This window comes from Acidovorax sp. Root70, from assembly GCF_001428225.1.
GTDB lineage: Bacteria > Pseudomonadota > Gammaproteobacteria > Burkholderiales > Burkholderiaceae_C > Acidovorax.
The window spans coordinates 1-16,021 of record NZ_LMHQ01000023.1 but is presented as its reverse complement, the minus strand read 5'-3'; the positions used below and the strand labels follow the sequence as shown (position 1 = coordinate 16,021).

The following is a 16,021-nucleotide window of genomic DNA, read 5'->3' as shown; positions in this document are numbered from 1 at the left end:
GCGCTTGATAGATATGCGCCGGCGGCCAATTGGGCTTCAGATGTCCAGGCAATACCCCATGCCCCGGTGCGTACTGATGTACTCGCGCGCCGGGTCCACCTCGCGCAGCTTGGCGCGCAGGGTCTTGATGTGGGTGTCCACCGTGCGGTCGGTGCTGTCGCTGTCGTCGCCCCAGGCGGCGGCCAGCAGGGCGTCGCGCGAATGGATGCGGCCTGCGCCGCGCAGCAGGTGGGACAGCAGGCGGTATTCGCGCCGGGTTAGCGGCAGGGCTTGGCCGCGCAGGCTGATGCGCTGGCCGGCCTCGTCGTCGTGGAACAGCGCGGTGGCCGTGGCGACGGGCGCTGCCGGGTGGCCGTTGCCATTTCCGTTCCCGTGGCCTGCGCGGCGCAGCAGCGCCTTCACGCGGGCGGCCAGTTCGCGGGGGCTGAAGGGTTTGGTCAGGTAGTCGTCCGCGCCCAGCTCCAGGCCCAGCACGCGGTCGATCTCTTCGCTGTGGGCGCTGAGCATCAGCACGGGCAGGGCGGCGGTGGGCGGCGCATTGCGCACATCGCGCAGCAGGTCCAGGCCGCTGCCGTCGGGCAGGCCCACGTCCAGCACCAGCAGGTCAAAACGCGTGCGCTGCAGCTGCTGGCGCGCGTCATGCACCAGCAGGCTGTGCGTGACGGTCAGACCGTCGCGCTCCAGCGCATAGGCCACGGTGCGGGCGATGGCGGGGTCGTCTTCGAGCAGCAGCAGGCGGGCGGACATGGGGGCGTCAACGGGCGATCAACACCGGGAAGATTTTGCCTAGCCCGTCGGCCATCACCTCCACCGCCAGCGCAGCCAGGATCAGGCCCATGAGCCGGGTCATCACATTGATGCCGGTCTTGCCCAGCACGCGCGCAATCGGGTCGGCCAGCGCAAAACACACGGCCGTGGCCAGCGCGATGACCACGCCGTAGCCCACCAGCGCCAGCGTCTGCCACACGCCCTGCGCGCGGTCGGCGTAGATCACCACGGTGGACATGCTGGCGGGGCCCGTGAGCAGCGGGATGGTGAGCGGCACCACGGCGATGCTGCTGCCGGCGGCGGCTTTCTCTGCCCCTTCTTCAAACTCGTTGGTGCTGGGCTTGGCCTCGGCGGGCTGGGCGTTGAGCATGTTCATCGCGCTGATGAGCAGCAGCATGCCGCCGCCCACCTGAAAGCTCTGCAGCGAGATGTTGAAGAAGTCGAGGATCTGCAGGCCCAGCAATGCGCAGGCGGCAATCACGCAGAACACGCTGAAGCTGGCCACCTGGATGGTGCGGCGTCGCTGCGGGTACGAGAAGCCCTGGGTGTAGTGGATGAAGAACGGCACGATGGCCAGCGGGTTCACGATGGCCAGCAGGGTGATCAGGGGTTTGAGGTCCATCAGGGCGCTCCCAGGGGCAGGTGGGCAGGGTGGTTCTTCGGGGTGCTCAGGCCAACGGCCGATGAGGGTGGCGCAGCCCGGGCTGTGCGCGAGTATGCGGTGTTTTCTGCACCGTTTGGGGGTTGGGCATGCTGCGCTGCAGCGTGCCCGCCATGGGTGGCGCCAAGCCTTCCGTGCCCCTAACGCCCGCCCGACACATCCATCAAGGTGGCGGTGGTGTAGCTCGCTGCGGGCGACATCAGCCAGACGATGGCCTCGGCCACTTCGTCGGCCGTGCCACCGCGCAACATGGGCACTTGGTGCGAGAGGTCGCGCACGCGGTCGGGCAGGCCGCCGCTGGCGTGGATGTCGGTCTCGATCAGGCCCGGGCGCACGGCGTTCACGCGGATGCCCTCGGCGGCCACCTCGCGCGCCAGGCCGATGGTGAAGGTGTCGATGGCGCCCTTGGCCGCCGCGTAGTCCACATACTGGTGGGCCGAGCCCAGACGCGAGGCGGCGCTGGACACGTTGACGATGGCGCCACCACTGCCGCCATGGCGCGTGCTCATGCGCCGCACGGCTTCGCGGGCGCAGACGATGCTGCCGATCACGTTGGTGTCGAACATGCGGCGCAGGCGCTCGGTGCTCATTGCGTCCACCCGGGCGGTCACGTCCACCACCCCGGCGTTGTTGACCAGGGCGCTGATGCGGCCCAGCTGGGTGTCCACCGCCTGGAACATGGCCAGGATCTCGGCTTCGCTCGCTACGTCGCCCTGCACCGCGATGGCCGTGCCGCCGTCTGCACGGATGGCATCGACCACGCCCTGCGCGGCGGCCTCGTTGGCGAGGTAGTTGACGGCCACGGCCCAGCCATGTTTTGCGGCCAGCCGTGCGGTGGCAGCGCCAATGCCCCGGCTGGCGCCGGTGATTAGTGCGATCTTCTCCATGGGGTGGGGTCTCCTGCAAGAATGGCGCATTGGAACAGGTTCTGCGCCCCGCCGCGCAGCGTCCTGGCCGAAATCGCGGCCCTATTGCGGCCCTTTAGCGGCCCATTCGCGCGCCATATTTACCAAAGCAAAGGAGCATTCAGCATGGGACAGTTTGTTGATCTGACATCGAGTGACGGTTTTGTGGCCCCCGCCTGGGTCGCCAAGCCCGAGGGCACCCCCCGTGGCGCCGTGGTGGTGCTGCAGGAGATTTTTGGCGTGAACTCGCACATCCGTTCGGTGGCCGACCGCTACGCCGCCAGCGGCTACCTGGCCGTGGCGCCCTCTACCTTCCACCGCGTCAAGCAAGGTGTGGAGCTGGGCTACACCGGTGACGACATGCAGGCCGGCATGGGCCTGAAGGCCGCCGTCGAGGCCCTGCCCGCGCCGGGCGTGCTGCCCGACATCCAGGCCGCCATCGACTACGCCGCGCAGCACAGCGGCGGCAAGGTGGGCATCGTGGGCTACTGCTGGGGCGGCCTGCTGACCTGGCGCTCGGCCTGCCAGCTGCAGGGCCTGTCGGCCGCTGTGCCGTACTACGGCGGCGGCGTGACCACGCCGGAGGAAGTGGCCCGCACCCCCAAGGTGCCGGTGCTGGCCCACTTTGGCGAGCGCGACCACTGGATTCCGCTCGACAGCGTGCAGGCCTTCGGCAAGGCCCACCCAGAGGTCGAAGTGCATGTGTACGCCGCCGACCACGGCTTCAATTGCGACCAGCGCGGCAGCTATGACGAGGCCGCCGCCAACACGGCCCGCGAGCGCACCTTGGCCTTTTTTGCCAAGCACCTGGGCTGAGACCGCCCCAGTGACCGCGACACGATAGCGAACGACCAACGGGGGTGAGCATGGCGGATTTCAGGCGGCTTTGGCCCCAAGCGCCAGTTCGTCATGCGCTGGCAGCTATGGGTTTGATAGCGTTGTGCGCTAGCGCCCACGCGGCCGACTACACCGGCCCCCTGTTCGACGCCCACCTGCACTACAACGAGGAAGCCTGGGACGGCAAAGCAGGCCCGCACCCACCCGCCGATGTGCTGGCGCGCATGAAGGCCAGCGGCGTGCGCGCCATCGTGGCCAACTCGCGGCCCAATGCCGGGTCGCTCACCCTGGCCGGCCTGCCACAGACCCGCGAGGCCGGCGTGACGGTGGTGCCGTTTGTGCGGCTGTACCGCAACCGCGCCGACTACACCGGCTGGTTTGCCGACGACACCATCTACGACATGGTGCAGACCGAGCTGGCCCGGGGCACGCCCGCCGGCCCGTACCGGGGCCTGGGCGAATTCCACCTGTACGACAGCGCCAACGCCAACGGCCCCGTGGCCAAAAAGCTCATGGCCTTGGCCGAGCAGCGGGACCTGGTGGTGCTGGCCCATGTGGACGACACCGCCATCGACCTGCTGATGGCCAACACCCCGTCCAAGGGCCAAAAGGCCCGGCTGATCTGGGCTCACACCGGCATCGGCGGCGCGCCGGTGGAGCGGGTGGACGCCCTGATGGCCCGCTACCCGGGCCTGGTGGGCGAACTCTCGTACCGCCCCGGCCTGGTGTGCGACGACAACCAGCTGTGCCCCGCCTGGCGCGCGCTGCTGCTCAAGTACCCCACGCGCTTCGTGATCGGATCGGACACCTGGGTCAACCAGCGCTGGCAACACTACGAAAGCCTCATGCAGGGCTACCGCCAGTGGTTGGGCGGCCTGCCCACCGATGTGGCGCAAAAAGTGGCATGGGATAACGCGGCGGGGCTGTTTGGGGTGGCCCGACCATAAGGTACTGGAGCGCGCGTTCGTTGATATGGTCGACGCCCAGCGATACGGGCGCTGACCCAGACCAGGGATGCCGAGCAAGGGCCGCCCCGCAGCGAGGGCATCGTCCCCCTTCCCGAACTGCGCAGCAGTTCGAGAGAAGGGGGAAGCGGCGCAGCCGCTCAGGGGGTTGTCACCTCGTCCTGGCCAGATACCGCTTGCGCCAGAACAGCAGCACCAGCGCCACCGCGATGAACACCATCGACCCCATGGCCCACCAGAAGCCATCGGCCTTGTGCACCAGCGGGATGAACTCGAAGTTCATCCCGAAAATGCCCGCGATCAGGTTCAGCGGCAAAAACACGGCCGTGAGTGCCGTGAGGGTGCGCATGATGTCGTTGGTGCGGTTGCTCTGCACCGAGAAGTGCATCTGCACGGCGGTTTCGGTGCTCTGCTCCAGGCGCCTCACGTGGTGCACCACGCGCTCGATGTGCTCCAGCACGTCGCGGCTGCGCACCTTGAGCAGGTCCAGCTCCCGCAGGCCCGAGGGGGTGTCGGGCAAGGCCCAGGTTTCCAGCGCGTCGATCCAGTCCTGCACGGCGGTGCGCTGGTCTTCGCAGATCTCGTCGAGCATGTGCAGCGACAGGCGCGCTTCGAGCAGCGAGGTCCAGTTCACGTACCGCGCGCGGGGCTTGAGCAGCTCGGTCTGCCAGTGGTCCAGCTGGCGGGTGAGCTCGCGGCGCAGGTCCAGGTAGCCGTCCACCATCTGGTTGACCACGCGCAGCATCAGGTCGGCCGGGCTGGTGGGCAGGCGCGAGCCCGAGATGGGGCTGCTGCGGCCTTCGCCCATGCCGGGGCCCGCGTGGGCGTTGCCGTGGGCAGCATGGCTGGCGGTGGCGTTGGTGCCATTGCTATTGCCATTGCCATTGCCATTGGCCGGGGTGGCCGCCAGCAACCGTGTGGCGTAGGCATCGCGCACTGCGCAGTCGGTGGGGTGCACGGTCAGCAGCAGTTGGTCGAACACCGCAAACCCCACGGGGCTGGTGTCGATGCGCCGCAGCACGGGCGGGCCGCTGCGTTTGGCGGGGGCGTTGGGGTTGTCGGGCTCGGCCGCCGCGGCCGGTGCAGCGGGGGCTGCAGGCGCAGGCTGTCCAGGCGCTGCAGCGTCGCTGTGCACCGTGGCCAGGCGGCGGAACACCAGCAGGTCGTACTGCGAGGTGTAGTCGTAGTGCGAGGGCAACTGCGCGTTGAGCAGGTCGGACACATGCAGGTCCACCAGCTGCAGCCCGATCAGCGCCTGCAGGCGGCCCTGGATCTCGGCCAGCCGCGCCTGGAAGGCCGGGCGGGCGCAGGCCACCCAGAGAAAGCCCTGCGCCGGCATCTGGGCGGGCAGGGCCGTCAGCTCCTGCACGCCGCTGCTGTGGATGTGAAAGATGCGCATGGACACCGTTTTCAGTCAAAAGCGCCGGTAGCGCTAGTGGAATATGCGCTGACAGCTATTATTTTTGTAGCTTGCGTGCCACGTCGCGCGCAAAGTAGGTCAGCACGCCGTCGGCGCCGGCGCGTTTGAAGGCCAGCAGGCTTTCCATCATCACGGCATCGTGGTCCAGCCAGCCGTTGGCGGCGGCGGCCTTGATCATGGCGTACTCGCCGCTCACCTGGTAAGCAAAAGTGGGTACCTTGAACTCGTCCTTCACGCGGCGCACGATGTCCAGGTAAGGCATGCCGGGTTTGACCATCACCATGTCGGCGCCTTCGGCGATATCGATCGCCACCTCGCGCAGGGCTTCGTCGCTGTTGCCCGGGTCCATCTGGTACACGTTCTTGTCGGCCTTGCCTAAAGCGCCCCGCGTGCCCACCGCGTCGCGGAAGGGGCCGTAGAAGGCGCTCGCGTACTTGGCGCTGTAGGCCATGATGCGGGTGTGGATGTGGCCCTGCACCTCCAGCGCCTCGCGGATGGCGCCGATGCGCCCGTCCATCATGTCGCTGGGCGCGACGATGTCCACGCCCGCCTCGGCATGCGTGAGCGCCTGGCCGGTGAGGATCTCCACCGTCTCGTCATTGATGATGTAGCCGGTCTCGTCCAGCACGCCGTCCTGGCCGTGGCTGGTGTAGGGGTCCAGCGCCACGTCGGTCATCACGCCAAGATCGGGGAATTCCTTCTTCAGTGCGCGCACCACGCGTGGGATCAGGCCGTTGGGGTTCAGGGCTTCCTTGCCGTCTGGCGTCTTGAGCGACGGGTCAATTGCCGGGAATAGCGCCAGCACCGGGATGCCCAGCTTCACGCAGTCCTCGGCCACGGGCAGCAGCAGGTCCAGGCTCAGGCGGTCCACGCCGGGCATCGAGGTCACGGCCTCGCTGCGGTTCGTGCCCTCGTGCACGAACACGGGGTAGATCAGGTCGTCGGCGGTGACCACGTTCTCGCGCACCAGGCGGCGGGTGAAGGCATCGCGGCGCAGGCGACGGGGGCGGTTCTGGGGGAAGGGGGCGGGGCTTTGGAGATGCATCACCAGATTATGAAGCCCTCCCTGTGGCGCCGTGCATTGACCCGCGAGGGCGGCGCAGCCCGCTGAACCGGTCAAGCTGAACCCCCGGTGGCACTGGCAGGCGGCGGTGGTTGGCGCTCCGGCGCGCTGTGGAAAAGCCGCTTGTAACCGCCCAGGCCCAGTGCTAGATTGGGGCCGGGCGGCTTGCCGCCCCCCGCTTTTCCTCCCTGAGCGGGACCTGGGCTGCAGCGATGCGGCACAGGCTTTCCCGGCCCGGCGGATCTGCCGGGCTTTTTTTTGGGGTTGGCCCGCCGGAGTGGCGTAGGCCCGTAAACTGCCCCCATGCTCTGGGTCAAAGCCTTTCACATCGTTTTCGTGGCCAGCTGGTTTGCGGGCCTGTTCTACCTGCCGCGCATCTTCGTCAATCTGGCGATGGTGGCGCCCGGCTCGGCCGCCGAGCGCGACCGCCTGCTGCTCATGGCGCGCAAGCTGATGCGCTTTACCACCCTGCTGGCCGTGCCCGCCATTGCGCTGGGGCTGTGGCTGTGGCTGGGCTACGGCATTGGCCGGGGCCCGGGCAATGGCTGGATGCATGCCAAGCTGGCCGTGGTGGTGCTGGTCATCGGCTACCACCATGCGTGCAGCGTGCTGCTGCGCAAGCTGGCCGATGGCACCAGCCGCCGCAGCCATGTGTGGTTCCGCTGGTTCAACGAAGCACCCGTGCTGCTGCTGCTGGTGGCCGTGGTGCTGGTGGTGGTCAAACCCTTTTGACGGAGACGCAGAGGGCGCATGCACAAAACCTCTGCCTGGCCGCTCGCGCTGACGTACACGGCGCTGATCGTTTTTGCCAGCCTGTTCCCGTTTGACGGGTGGCGCGAACAGGGCATCGACCCCCTGGTCTTTTTGTTTGCACGGATCCCCCCGCCTTACTGGACGGGGTTTGACGTGGTGACCAACATCGTGGGTTACGCGCCCCTGGGCTTCTTGCTGGTGCTGGGCCTGTTGCGCTCGGGCTGGCGGCATGTGCTGTGGGCGGTGGCGCTGGCCACGCTGGTGGGCACGCTGCTGTCGCTGTGCATGGAGTTTTTGCAGATCTACCTGCCCCGGCGCGTGCCCTCCAACCTGGATCTGGCGCTCAACGCGCTGGGCACGCTGGCCGGTGCGCTCAGTGCCGCACTGCTGGAGCGGCTGGGGGCGCTGGACCGCTGGAGCAACTTTCGCGCGCGCTGGTTTGTGTCCGACGCTTCGGGGGCCATGGTGCTGCTGGCGCTGTGGCCGCTGGCGCTGCTGTTTCCGGCCGCCGTGCCGTTTGGCCTGGGCCAGGTGCTGGAGCGGCTCGAAGCCGCGCTCATTGATCTGCTGGCCGACACCCCGTTTCTGGACTGGCTGCCCCTGCGCGAGGCTGAGCTCGATCCCTTGTCGCCCAGTGGCGAACTGCTCTGCGTCACCCTGGGGCTGCTCATCCCCTGTCTGCTGGGGTACTGTGTGATCCGCCAGATGGGGCGGCGCGCGCTGTTTGCGCTGGCGGTGGTCGGGGTGGGGGTTGTCCTGACCGCTCTGTCCGCCGCGCTGAGCTGGGGCCCCGTGCACGCCTGGGAGTGGATGGACCTGCCCGTGCGCGTGGGCGTGTGGGCGGCGCTGGCGCTGGCCCTGCTGATGATGGCCCTGCCGCGCCGGGCCTGCGCTGCCGTGCTGCTGCTGGCGCTGACCTGGCACCTGGCACTGCTGAACCAGGCGCCCACCAGCGCCTACTTTGCCCAGACCCTGCAGATCTGGGAGCAGGGCCGCTTCATCCGCTTTTACGGCCTGGGCCAATGGCTGGGCTGGCTGTGGCCCTACCTGGCGCTGCTGTATGTGGTGTTTCGGGTGTCGCGCAGAGAGAGTGCCGCCTGAGTCGCAGGGCGATGGCCCCTTGCGTTCTGTGTGTCCGCGCAGGGGTTTGGGGCTGCGCTCCGCCCTCTCTGGCAGGCGGGGGTCCTTAAAATGCAGGGATGAGCGACACCCCTTCCGCACCGGCCGCAGCGCCCGGTTACTACCAGCGCCACATCTTCTTCTGCCTCAACGAGCGCACCAGCGGTGAAGACAGTTGCGCTCACCACAACGCACAGGCGGGTTTTGACCGCTGCAAGGCCCAGGTCAAGGCCGCCGGGCTGGCGGGTGCCGGCAAGGTCCGTGTGAACAAGGCCGGTTGCCTGGACCGCTGCGCGGGCGGCCCTGTGGCCGTGGTCTACCCCGAAGGCACCTGGTACACCTATGTGGACGCGGCGGACATCGACGAAATCGTCGAATCGCACCTCAAGAACGGCCAGGTGGTGGAACGCCTGGTCACGCCAGCGGAACTTGGCCGCTGAGCGCGGCTCCATCCCTGTCTTGGAACGATTTTGGCAGCAGGCGCTAGTGAATCATGCCCCTGTTGCTATTGATTGAGTAGCAAATCCGTGAATGCCCAGACCGAACGCCTGACCCTGTCCGGCCCCGCAGGTGCCATCGAGGCCGTGCGCGACAGCGCCACCCTGGCCGATGGTGCGGCGCCCCGTGGCGTCGCCATCATTGCCCACCCCCACCCGCTGTTTGGCGGCACCATGGACAACAAGGTGGTGCAGACCCTGGCGCGTGCGTTTGTGCAGTGTGGCTGGACGGCGGTGCGCTTCAACTTTCGCGGCGTGGGCGCCACGGCTGGCGTGTACGACGAAGGCCGGGGCGAGTTGCAAGACCTGCTGGCGGTGGTGGAGCAGGTGGCGCCCGCCGCCGAGGGGCAACCCCTGGCGCTGGCGGGGTTCTCTTTCGGTGCGTTTGTCACCAGCCACGCCCTGGAGGCCCTCTGGCCCACGCAGCGCGTGGAAAAGGCCGTGCTGGTCGGCACGGCCGCCAGCCGCTTCACGGTGGCCCCGGTGCCGCCCGACGCCCACCTGCGCACGCTGGTCGTGCACGGCGAGCAGGACGACACCGTGCCGCTGTCGGCCGTGATGGACTGGGCCCGGCCCCAGATACTGCCTGTCACAGTCGTCCCCGCGGGGGGGCATTTCTTTCACGGACAATTGCCGCTTCTGAAGAATCTGGTGGTCCGCCACCTGCAATCGGGCGCCTGAGGGGCGCCGCCCGGACTGGCTGCGGCCGTCCGCTGTCCTCCCTCTTCCGCCTTTTCCCCCACCCCTTTTTCGAGCCTTTTCAGCCCCCTCCTGCCCCATGAAACGAATCCTGTCTGCGTTGCGATCCCTGGCCGTCTTTGCTGCGGTGGCCCCGGCTGCCTTTGGCGCCTTTGCCCAGGCACCCCAGCCGCCTGAAATCGCCGCGCGCACCTATCTGCTGGTGGACGTCACCGCCAACCAGGTGCTGGCCGCCAAGGACATCGACGCGCCAGTGGAGCAGGCCTCGCTCACCAAGCTCATGACGGGCTATCTGGTGTTTGACGCGCTGCGCTCCAAGAAGATCGCGCTGGACCAGAAGCTGCCCGTGAGCGTGCGCGCCTGGAAGATGCCCGGCTCGCGCATGTTCATCGACCCCAAGATGCAGGTGCCGGTCGAAGACCTCATCAAGGGCATGATCGTGCAGTCTGGCAACGACGCCACCATGGCCCTGGCCGAAGGCGTGGGTGGCACGGCCGAGAACTTCGTCAAGCTCATGAACGACCAGGCGCAGGCGCTGGGCATGAAGGGCACGAGCTACAAGAACCCCGAAGGCCTGACCGAGCCCGGCCACACCACCACGGCCCGCGACCTCTCCGTGCTGGCCATGCGGCTGATGAAGGACTTCCCGGAGTACATGCACTATTACTCCACTAAGCAGTACAGCTACCCTGGCACCCCGGCATCGAATGGCAGCAACCGCAATTCGCTGTTGTTCCGTGACCCCACGGTGGACGGCCTCAAGACCGGCCACACCGCCGCTGCAGGCTACTGCCTGGTGGCCACGTCCAAGCGTGAATTCCCCGGTGTGGGCCAGCGCCGCCTGCTGTCCATCGTGCTGGGTGCCGCGAGCGAAAACGCGCGCGCGAACGAAAGTCAGAAGCTGCTGAACTGGGGCTACACCGCGTTCGAGGCGGTCAAGCTGTTTGACGCGGGCAAGCCCGTGGCGACCCCTGCCGTCTGGAAGGGCAAGGACAGCGTGCTGAAGATTGGCCGCGAAGAAGCCATCGTGGTCGCCGTGCCCGCAGGCAGCGCCGGAAAGATCACCACCCAGATCGCCCGCCCCGATCCGCTGGTCGCGCCCTACACCAAGGGCCAGGCCATCGGCACCCTCAAGGTCATGCTGGGCGACCAGTCCATCGGCGAAGTGCCCCTGGTGGCGCTGGAGGCGGTGGAGCAGGCCGGCATCCTGGGCCGCGCTTGGGACGCCATCCGCCTCTGGATCAAGTAACGCTGGGTTGCAGAAGTGAAGGGGCTACTTCTGAAACCATAGCTGGCTGCGCAGGTCTGGCAGGTGCCGGGTCTGGTTTTGGCCTCCTTTTGGCGGCCAGCGCCTGCTAGTCATCGCGGCCGCAGCAAGTGCCCTTGGTCGCCACAAGCCGCAGCAGGCTTGCCTTTCGGGGGGCATCCTGCTACATTAGAAGGCTTTTCGGAATTTCCGAAGGGATTCACGTTTTCGCTTTCACGAAGCAAATTCACGTTTAGGGACGTATTTCATGCCAACCATTAATCAACTGGTCCGTCAGGGGCGCGAGGTCGAAAAGACCAAGTCCAAGAGCCCTGCGATGGAAAACTCTCCACAGCGCCGTGGCGTGTGCACCCGTGTGTACACCACGACGCCTAAGAAGCCTAACTCCGCTCTGCGTAAGGTCGCCAAGGTGCGCCTGACCAACGGTTTTGAGGTGATCTCCTACATCGGCGGTGAAGGCCACAACCTGCAAGAACACAGCGTGGTGCTGGTTCGCGGCGGTCGTGTCAAGGACTTGCCTGGTGTGCGTTACCACATCGTGCGTGGTTCGCTGGACTTGCAAGGCGTGAAAGACCGCAAGCAAGCCCGCTCCAAGTACGGTGCGAAGAAGCCAAAGGCCAAGTAAGCCCTGGCCTTCTGGTCTGAAAAATTTTCGGTGCTGTTTTTCCGCGTGGCGCGGAGTTGCAGCGTAGTGACCCCAAACGCAGGTGTTCTGCGCGGGTCGAGTAAGTGGGAGTCCAGAGATTGGCTCTCGCGGTGTCTGAAAAGATGCCAACTGAAGCAAAGATAGAGGTAAAAAATGCCACGTCGTCGCGAAGTCCCCAAACGTGAAATCCTGCCGGATCCCAAGTTCGGCAATGTAGAGCTGTCCAAATTCATGAACGTGATCATGGAAGGCGGCAAAAAGGCTGTTGCAGAACGCATCATTTACGGTGCCCTGGAACTGATCGAGAAGAAGCACCCCGATAAGGACCCTCTGGAAGCCTTCACCGTTGCCATCAACAACGTGAAGCCCATGGTGGAAGTGAAGTCCCGCCGCGTCGGCGGTGCCAACTACCAGGTGCCCGTGGAAGTGCGTCCTGTCCGTCGTCTGGCCCTGTCCATGCGTTGGATCAAGGAAGCCGCCCGCAAGCGTGGTGAAAAGTCGATGGCCCAACGCCTGGCCAACGAACTGCTGGAAGCCACCGAAGGCCGTGGCGGCGCCATGAAGAAGCGTGACGAAGTGCACCGCATGGCCGAAGCTAACAAGGCATTCAGCCACTTCCGCTTCTAAAACGCGGATTTGCCCTGATATAGGCCCAAGGCTGCTGGCGTTTTGCCTGCAGCCTTGTGTCGATTTCAGGCAGTCACAAAATTGACGGGCTTTCTTGCCAGTATGGCTGCCCGACACCCTCTCCAATACGACCCATCAAGGATCCACCATGGCTCGCAATACCCCCATCGAGCGCTACCGCAATATCGGTATCTCGGCCCACATTGACGCTGGCAAGACCACGACCACCGAACGTATCCTGTTCTACACGGGCGTGAGCCACAAGATTGGTGAAGTGCACGATGGTGCTGCCACCATGGACTGGATGGAGCAAGAGCAAGAGCGCGGCATCACGATCACCTCGGCTGCCACGACCTGTTTCTGGAAGGGTATGGACAATACCTATCCCGAGCACCGCTTCAACATCATCGACACCCCCGGCCACGTGGACTTCACGATTGAAGTGGAGCGTTCTATGCGCGTGCTCGACGGCGCCTGCATGGTGTACTGCGCCGTGGGTGGCGTGCAGCCTCAGTCGGAAACCGTCTGGCGCCAGGCCAACAAGTACAAGGTGCCTCGTCTGGCCTTTGTGAACAAGATGGACCGCACTGGTGCCAACTTCTTCAAGGTCTACGACCAGATGAAGCTGCGCCTGAAGGCCAACCCTGTGCCCGTCGTGATTCCGATCGGCGCAGAAGACACGTTCACTGGCGTGGTGGACCTGCTGAAGATGAAGGCCATCATCTGGGACGAAGCTTCCCAGGGCATGAAGTTCAGCTACGAAGACATCCCGGCCAACTTGGTGGAATCTGCCAAGGAATGGCGCGAGAAGATGGTGGAGGCTGCGGCCGAAGCCTCTGAAGAGCTGATGAACAAGTACCTGGAAGAGGGCGACCTTTCCGAAACCGAAATCAAGCTCGGCCTGCGTACGCGCACGATCGCTACAGAAATCCATCCGATGCTGTGCGGTACCGCGTTCAAGAACAAGGGCGTGCAGCGCATGCTGGATGCTGTGATCGACTACCTGCCTGCGCCGACGGATATTCCTGACGTGACCGGTACCGACGACGACGAGAATCCAGTCACCCGCAAGGCGGATGACGGCGAGAAGTTCTCTGCGCTCGCATTCAAGCTGATGACCGACCCGTTCGTGGGCCAGTTGACCTTCGTGCGCGTGTACTCCGGCGTGCTGACCAAGGGCGATACCGTCTACAACCCCATCAAGGGCAAGAAAGAGCGTATCGGCCGTATCGTGCAGATGCATGCCAACGAGCGCCAGGAAGTCGAAGAAATTCGCGCCGGCGACATCGCTGCCTGCGTGGGCCTGAAGGAAGTGACCACGGGCGAAACCCTGTGCGACGTGAACTCGCAGATCATTCTCGAGCGCATGATTTTCCCTGAGCCTGTGATTTCGCAAGCTGTGGAACCCAAGACCAAGGCTGACCAGGAAAAGATGGGTATCGCACTGCAGCGTCTGGCTGCCGAAGATCCATCCTTCCGCGTGAAGACCGACGAAGAATCCGGCCAGACCATCATCTCCGGCATGGGCGAGCTCCACCTCGAAATCATCGTGGACCGCATGAAGCGCGAATTCGGCGTGGAAGCCAATGTGGGCAAGCCCCAAGTGGCTTACCGCGAAACCATCCGCAAGACGGTGGAAGAAGCCGAAGGCAAGTTCGTGCGCCAGTCCGGTGGTAAGGGCCAGTACGGTCACGTCGTGCTCAAGATCGAACCCAACGAAGCCGGCAAGGGCATCGAGTTCGTCGACGCGATCAAGGGCGGTGTGGTTCCTCGCGAATTCATCCCGGCCGTGGAAAAGGGTATCAACGAAGCCGTCACGCAAGGCGTGCTGGCCGGCTACCCCGTGGTCGACGTCAAAGTCACGCTGCACTTCGGTTCGTACCACGATGTGGACTCGAACGAACTGGCGTTCAAGATGGCTGCCATCTTCGGCTTCAAGGAAGGCTGCAAGAAGGCCGGTCCGGTCATTCTGGAACCCATGATGGCCGTGGAAGTGGAAACGCCTGAAGACTACGCCGGTAACGTGATGGGCGACCTGTCCAGCCGTCGCGGCATGGTGCAGGGCATGGATGACATCCCAGGCGGTGGCAAGGCCATCCGCGCTGAAGTGCCGCTGTCGGAAATGTTCGGCTACTCCACGACCCTGCGTTCCGCAACGCAAGGCCGCGCTACGTACTCGATGGAATTCAAGCACTACAGCGAAGCACCTCGCAACGTGTCTGAAGCCATCATGGCAGCACGCGCCAAATAAGTAAGCACTTCGCCCGGGCCTTTCTGGTCCGGGCTTTGTTTTGTCTGCGATCCGGTGCCACTCTGTCCCCTGTGCGGAGTGAATCAGCAACCAGATGCAGACGTAAAACCACTACACAGGGATTGCTCTTTGGAGAATTGAAATGGCAAAAGGTAAGTTTGAACGCACCAAGCCCCACGTCAACGTGGGCACGATCGGCCACGTGGACCATGGCAAGACGACGCTGACGGCAGCGATTGCCACGGTGCTGTCCGCCAAGTTCGGCGGCGAAGCCAAGCAGACGCTGTTCATNTTTTCGGAGTCGGAAAAATGGCAAAAGGAAAGTTCGAGCGGACCAAGCCCCACGTCAACGTGGGCACGATCGGCCACGTGGACCATGGCAAGACGACGCTGACGGCAGCGATTGCCACGGTGCTGTCCGCCAAGTTCGGCGGCGAAGCCAAGGCCTACGACCAGATCGACGCTGCGCCCGAAGAAAAGGCCCGCGGTATCACGATCAACACCGCTCACGTGGAATACGAAACGGCCAACCGCCACTACGCCCACGTGGACTGCCCCGGCCACGCCGACTATGTGAAGAACATGATCACCGGCGCTGCCCAGATGGACGGCGCTATCCTGGTGTGCTCGGCCGCTGACGGCCCCATGCCCCAGACCCGCGAACACATCCTGCTGGCCCGTCAAGTGGGCGTGCCTTACATCATCGTGTTCCTGAACAAGTGCGACATGGTGGACGACGAAGAACTGCTGGAACTCGTCGAAATGGAAGTGCGCGAACTCCTGGACAAGTACGACTTCCCAGGCGACGACACCCCCATCATCCGTGGTTCTGCCAAGCTCGCCCTGGAAGGCGACAAGGGCAAGCTGGGTGAAGAAGCCATCATGAAGCTGGCCGAAGCCCTGGACACCTACATCCCCACGCCAGAGCGCGCTGTGGACGGTGCCTTCCTGATGCCCGTGGAAGACGTGTTCTCCATCTCCGGCCGTGGTACCGTGGTGACCGGTCGCGTGGAACGCGGCATCATCAAGGTCGGCGAAGAAATCGAAATCGTGGGTATCCGCGACACGCAAAAGACCATCTGCACCGGCGTGGAAATGTTCCGCAAGCTGCTGGATCAAGGCCAAGCTGGCGACAACGTCGGCCTGCTGCTGCGCGGCACCAAGCGTGAAGACGTGGAACGCGGCCAAGTGCTGTGCAAGCCCGGCTCGATCAAGCCCCACACCCACTTCACGGCTGAGGTGTATGTGCTGAGCAAGGACGAAGGCGGCCGCCACACTCCTTTCTTCAACAACTACCGTCCCCAGTTCTACTTCCGCACGACCGACGTGACTGGCGCCATCGAGCTGCCAGCCGACAAGGAAATGGTCATGCCTGGTGACAACGTGTCGATCACTGTGAAGCTGATCAACCCCATCGCCATGGAAGAAGGTCTGCGCTTCGCTATCCGCGAAGGCGGCCGTACCGTGGGCGCTGGCGTCGTGGCCAAGATCATTGCTTAATTCACAAGCAGAACAAGGATTCTGCGATACATTGAACGCGGGC

General features: G+C 65.0%; 16 protein-coding genes and 1 pseudogene. 12 read left to right on the top strand and 5 right to left on the bottom strand.

From position 1 onward, the window contains the following. Window positions 1–36: 36 nt before the first annotated feature. The 3 genes from ASD94_RS11705 to ASD94_RS11695 form a co-directional block, all read right to left on the bottom strand. Window positions 37–747 carry a winged helix-turn-helix domain-containing protein gene (locus ASD94_RS11705; protein WP_056643017.1) on the bottom strand — a complete coding sequence of 237 codons (711 nt, stop codon included), beginning with the start codon at window positions 745–747 and terminating at the stop codon, window positions 37–39. Between the two features lie 7 nt (window positions 748–754). Further along, window positions 755–1,390, bottom strand: coding sequence for a MarC family protein (locus ASD94_RS11700; protein WP_015012174.1), 636 nt, complete (start codon window positions 1,388–1,390; stop codon window positions 755–757). A 179-nt stretch (window positions 1,391–1,569) separates the two neighbouring features. Further along, a complete protein-coding gene (locus ASD94_RS11695) occupies window positions 1,570–2,316 on the bottom strand; it encodes an SDR family oxidoreductase (RefSeq protein WP_056643013.1) in 747 nt (248 codons plus the stop codon). A gap of 144 nt (window positions 2,317–2,460) precedes the next feature. Here ASD94_RS11695 and ASD94_RS11690 point away from each other — a divergent pair, with 144 nt between their 5' ends. Together ASD94_RS11690 and ASD94_RS11685 are read left to right on the top strand one after the other, a co-directional pair. After that, complete coding sequence (locus tag ASD94_RS11690; protein ID WP_056643009.1) at window positions 2,461–3,150, top strand: dienelactone hydrolase family protein; 690 nt, start codon at window positions 2,461–2,463, stop codon at window positions 3,148–3,150. 107 nt (window positions 3,151–3,257) lie between these two features. Beyond that, window positions 3,258–4,118, top strand: a complete 861-nt coding sequence (locus ASD94_RS11685) for an amidohydrolase family protein (protein WP_056643004.1) — start codon at window positions 3,258–3,260, stop codon at window positions 4,116–4,118. A gap of 169 nt (window positions 4,119–4,287) precedes the next feature. Here ASD94_RS11685 and ASD94_RS11680 read toward each other — a convergent pair whose 3' ends face one another. Both ASD94_RS11680 and hemB read right to left on the bottom strand, forming a co-directional pair. After that, on the bottom strand, window positions 4,288–5,535 hold the full coding sequence (locus ASD94_RS11680) for a magnesium transporter CorA family protein (RefSeq protein WP_056643002.1): 1,248 nt from the start codon (window positions 5,533–5,535) through the stop codon (window positions 4,288–4,290). Window positions 5,536–5,593: 58 nt separating this feature from the next. Beyond that, window positions 5,594–6,601, bottom strand: a complete 1,008-nt coding sequence (hemB, locus tag ASD94_RS11675) for a porphobilinogen synthase (RefSeq protein WP_056643000.1) — start codon at window positions 6,599–6,601, stop codon at window positions 5,594–5,596. Window positions 6,602–6,922: 321 nt separating this feature from the next. On the opposite strand from hemB, the gene ASD94_RS11670 reads away from it, so the two are divergent. The 10 genes and pseudogenes from ASD94_RS11670 (at window position 6,923) to tuf (ending at window position 15,978) form a co-directional block, all read left to right on the top strand. Continuing rightward, complete coding sequence (locus ASD94_RS11670; RefSeq protein ID WP_015012180.1) at window positions 6,923–7,351, top strand: CopD family protein; 429 nt, start codon at window positions 6,923–6,925, stop codon at window positions 7,349–7,351. An 18-nt stretch (window positions 7,352–7,369) separates the two neighbouring features. Then, window positions 7,370–8,473: a VanZ family protein gene (locus tag ASD94_RS11665; RefSeq protein WP_056642996.1), complete on the top strand. Its 1,104-nt coding sequence runs from the start codon at window positions 7,370–7,372 to the stop codon at window positions 8,471–8,473. Between the two features lie 98 nt (window positions 8,474–8,571). Further along, on the top strand, window positions 8,572–8,931 hold the full coding sequence (locus ASD94_RS11660; RefSeq protein ID WP_056642994.1) for a ferredoxin: 360 nt from the start codon (window positions 8,572–8,574) through the stop codon (window positions 8,929–8,931). A gap of 87 nt (window positions 8,932–9,018) precedes the next feature. Continuing rightward, window positions 9,019–9,669: an alpha/beta hydrolase gene (locus ASD94_RS11655; protein WP_056642991.1), complete on the top strand. Its 651-nt coding sequence runs from the start codon at window positions 9,019–9,021 to the stop codon at window positions 9,667–9,669. Window positions 9,670–9,766: 97 nt separating this feature from the next. Further along, entirely contained in the window at window positions 9,767–10,936 is a 1,170-nt protein-coding gene (locus tag ASD94_RS11650; RefSeq protein WP_056642989.1) for a D-alanyl-D-alanine carboxypeptidase family protein, read from the top strand. Between the two features lie 265 nt (window positions 10,937–11,201). Continuing rightward, window positions 11,202–11,579 carry a 30S ribosomal protein S12 gene (gene rpsL / locus ASD94_RS11645; RefSeq protein ID WP_015012185.1) on the top strand — a complete coding sequence of 126 codons (378 nt, stop codon included), beginning with the start codon at window positions 11,202–11,204 and terminating at the stop codon, window positions 11,577–11,579. 174 nt (window positions 11,580–11,753) lie between these two features. Continuing rightward, on the top strand, window positions 11,754–12,227 hold the full coding sequence (gene rpsG, locus ASD94_RS11640; protein ID WP_005798541.1) for a 30S ribosomal protein S7: 474 nt from the start codon (window positions 11,754–11,756) through the stop codon (window positions 12,225–12,227). A gap of 148 nt (window positions 12,228–12,375) precedes the next feature. Continuing rightward, the gene (fusA, locus tag ASD94_RS11635) at window positions 12,376–14,478 is read left to right on the top strand and encodes an elongation factor G (RefSeq protein ID WP_056642986.1); all 2,103 of its coding nucleotides are present in this window, start codon (window positions 12,376–12,378) and stop codon (window positions 14,476–14,478) included. Window positions 14,479–14,620: 142 nt separating this feature from the next. After that, window positions 14,621–14,769: pseudogene (locus tag ASD94_RS23270) on the top strand (GTP-binding protein); the annotation flags it as partial. 18 nt (window positions 14,770–14,787) lie between these two features. Continuing rightward, entirely contained in the window at window positions 14,788–15,978 is a 1,191-nt protein-coding gene (gene tuf, locus ASD94_RS11630; protein ID WP_056642984.1) for an elongation factor Tu, read from the top strand. Window positions 15,979–16,021: the final 43 nt, after the last annotated feature.